Below are 3560 nucleotides of genomic sequence, written 5' to 3'. Positions count from 1 at the left end.
GCATTGGACGGCATCGAGATGATGGCGATTTCGCGTGGGCTGACGCTCGACCAGATGCGCGACGATCCCGGCATCACCACCATCATCTCGGTCAACTCGCCGCGCCGCTTCGACGAGATGATGGCCGAAGGCCTGATGACCATGGCCGAGTTCGGCCAGTCGGTGGCGGTGACGCCGTTCACGCTGATGGGGGCGATGAGCCCGGTGACGCTGGCCGGGGCGCTGGCGCAGCAGAATGCCGAGGCGCTGTTCGGCGTCGTGCTGACGCAGCTTGTCCGTCCGGGCGCGCCGGTCATGTATGGCGCCTTCACCTCCAATGTCGACATGAAGTCGGGCGCGCCGGCCTTCGGCACGCCTGAGAACACCAAGGCCAACATTGCGTCAGGGCAACTGGCGCGGCGCTACGGGCTGCCCTACCGCACGACGCCGGGCTCGGCCTCCAACGCCGCCGATGCGCAGGGCGCCTATGAGACGCTGATGGCACTGTGGGGCGCGGTGCTCGGCCACGGCAACCTCGTCTACCACGCCGCCGGCTGGCAGGAGGGCGGGCTGACGGCGTCGTTCGAAAAACTCATCATCGATGTCGAGATGATCCAGCATATGATGGAGTTCTTGCGCCCGATCGAAGTCAATGAGGCGGAACTCGCCGTCGAGGCTTTGGGTGCGGTGCCAACCGGTGGGCATTTCTTCGGCGAGCCGCACACGCTGGAGCGCTACGCCACTGCCTTCTACCAGCCGATGCTGTCCAACTGGCAGAATTACGAAGCCTGGCAGGAAGCCGGCGGCCTCGACGCCACGGCACGCGCAACGCGGCTGTGGAAGAAAGCGCTGGAGGACTATGTCGAGCCGGTGATGGATATCGCCGTGCGCGAGGCGCTAGAGGCTTACATGGCCAGGCGCAAGGAAGCGATCGGGCAGGGAGAGCCGTGATCGTTCCCAGCTTGAATCCATTCACCCATTCAACTCACTGATATCAGAGAAAAAATCCATGAAATCGCATGCAAAGGTCGTGGTCATTGGCGGTGGCGTCGTCGGATGCTCCGTGTTGTTCCATCTCGCCCGCCACGGCTGGACCGATGTTGTCCTGCTGGAGCGCGACGAGCTGACCTCAGGCTCGACCTGGCACGCGGCCGGGGGCATGCACACCATCAATGGCGACCCCAACGTCGCCAAGCTGCAGAAATACACGATCAATCTCTACAAGGAGATCGAGGAGCTTTCCGGCCAGGCGACCGGCGTGCATCTGACCGGTGGCGTGCTTCTGGCAGCGACCGAGGCGCGGCTCGACTGGCTGCGCGGCGTCGTCGCCAAGGGCCGCTATCTCGGCATAGAGCTCGAGGAGATCTCGCCCAACGAAGCGGCCGAACTGATGCCGCTGCTCGATCCCAAGCAGTTCGTCGGCGCGGTCAGGAACAAAGAGGACGGCCATCTCGATCCCTCCGGCGTCACCCACGCCTATGCCAAGGCCGCGCGGAAACTTGGGGCGGAAGTGGAGCGTTTCACCAAGGTCGAGGACATCGTGCGGCGCCCTGACGGGCTGTGGCGGGTCATCACCAACAAGGGCGAGGTGGTGGCCGAGCATGTCGTCAACGCCGGCGGCCTGTGGGCGCGCGAGGTCGGCCGCATGGTCGGCCTCGAACTGCCGGTGCTGGCCATGGAGCACATGTACCTGATCACCGAGGATATGCCGGAGGTCGCCGCCTGGAACGCCAAGACCGGCACCGAGATCATCCACACGGTCGACTTCGACGGCGAGCTTTACCTGCGCCAGGAGCGCGGCGGCATGCTGATGGGCACTTACGAAAAGGCCAACAAGCCATGGTCCGAATACCAGACGCCATGGAATTTCGGCCATGAATTGCTGGCGCCCGACATCGACCGCATCGCGCCGTCGCTTGAGGTCGGCTTCCGCCATTTCCCGGCCTTCCAGAACACGGGCATCAAGCAGATCATCAACGGGCCTTTCACCTTCGCGCCCGACGGCAACCCACTGGTCGGGCCGGTGCGTGGCCTGCCGGGCTTCTGGGTCGCCTGCGGTGTCATGGCGGGGTTTTCGCAAGGCGGCGGCGTCGGCCTCGCTTTGTCGAACTGGATGATCGAGGGCGATCCCGGCGCCGACATCTGGGCGATGGATGTCGCGCGCTACGGCGACTGGGCGACGATGGCCTATACCAACGCCAAGGTGCGCGAGAATTATTCCAGGCGCTTTTCGATCCGCTTCCCCAATGAGGAGCTGCCCGCCGGGCGGCCGCTGAAGACGACGCCGGTCTACGACCTGCTGTCGGCCAAGGGTGCGCAATGGGGCGTTGCCTATGGACTGGAAGTGCCGCTGTGGTACGCGCCGGAAGGCGTCAAGGACGAATTCTCCTGGCGCCGCTCGAGCGATTTCACGCAGGTCGCCAAGGAGGTCGCCACAGTTCGCGACGGTGTCGGCCTGTCGGAGATTTCGAGCTTCGCCAAATACAAGGTGACGGGTGAGGGAGCGGCCGCTTGGCTCGACCGGATGCTTGCCTGCAAACTGCCCAAGCCCGGCCGCATGACGCTGGCGCCGATGCTGAAGGAAGACGGCAGACTGATCGGCGATTTCACCCTCGCCAATCTCGGAAGCGAGGGCTGGTTCCTCGCCGGCTCCGGCATCGCCGAGCAATACCATATGCGCTGGTTCGAGAAGCACCTGCCTGACGATGGATCGGTCCGCATCGAGGCGCTGGGCGCGAAGCTCACCGGTCTGTCGATCGCAGGCCCGAAGGCGCGGGATGTGCTGGCAAAGGCGACGCGCTCGGATGTCTCCAATGCGGCCTTTTCCTTCATGGCCATTGGCCGGATGGATATCGGCATGGCGCCGTGCCTGGTCGGCCGTGTGAGCTATACCGGCGATCTCGGCTACGAGATCTGGGTGGCGCAGGAATACCAGCGCGCCGCCTATCAAGCGCTGATGGCGGCGGGCGGGGAATTCGGCATCGGCCTGTTCGGCTCGCGCGCCCTCAATGCGCTGCGGCTGGACAAGAATTACGGCTCATGGGGGCGCGAGTACCGGCCGATCTACGGGCCGCTGGAAGCGGGGCTCGACCGCTTCGTTGCTTACGGCAAGGACGCCGATTTCATAGGCAAGGCCGCGGCGCTGGCCGAGCGCAGGCAGGGCGGCAAATTGCGCCTGCGCGCTTTTATCGTCGATGCCGACGATGCCGATGTCATTGGCGATGAGCCGATCTGGTTCGATGGTGCGGTGCGCGGCTGGGTGACGTCGGGCGGCTATGCGCATCATTCGAAGAAATCCGTCGCCGTCGGCTATGTGCCGAAGGAGATCGCTGATGAGAGCGACGGCTTCGAGATCGAGCTGCTGGGCAAGCGCCATGCGGCGCGCATTCAGGCGGTGCCGCTGTTCGACGCCAATTTCGAACGGATGCGTGCTTGAAGCGCTTCGGCTTCGCCGATGCGCTTCAGATTCCTGTTTTGTGGATGTCGTTGTCCCAAAACCGCTGGGCACTTTTGGGCGACATGCACCAGGCCCGCATCCTCTTTCTGGCGTCAGGCGCTGCGGCGGCTGTCCAGCGCGAAGG

The 3560-nt window shown here is 64.5% G+C and carries 2 protein-coding genes; both read left to right on the top strand.

Annotated features, from left to right (window positions below):
• A partial coding sequence (locus tag EN990_RS34850) for a trimethylamine methyltransferase family protein (RefSeq protein ID WP_206526376.1) occupies positions 1–930 on the top strand: 930 nt, incomplete at its 5' end.
• 58 nt (positions 931–988) lie between these two features.
• Entirely contained in the window at positions 989–3415 is a 2427-nt protein-coding gene (locus EN990_RS34845; protein WP_127368913.1) for an FAD-dependent oxidoreductase, read from the top strand.
• Positions 3416–3560 lie beyond the last annotated feature (145 nt).

The sequence above is a fragment of the Mesorhizobium sp. M7A.F.Ca.US.005.03.1.1 genome, assembly GCF_003997975.1.
Classification (GTDB): Bacteria; Pseudomonadota; Alphaproteobacteria; order Rhizobiales; family Rhizobiaceae; genus Mesorhizobium; species Mesorhizobium ciceri.
Note: the sequence above shows the minus strand (reverse complement) of the source record. Positions and strands in the feature narration are given on the sequence as shown.

Coding starts and splice junctions, on each gene's coding strand:
- EN990_RS34845 (WP_127368913.1), top strand. CDS start 989: ATGAAATCGCATGCAAAGGTCGTGGTCATTGGCGGTGGCGTCGTCGGA.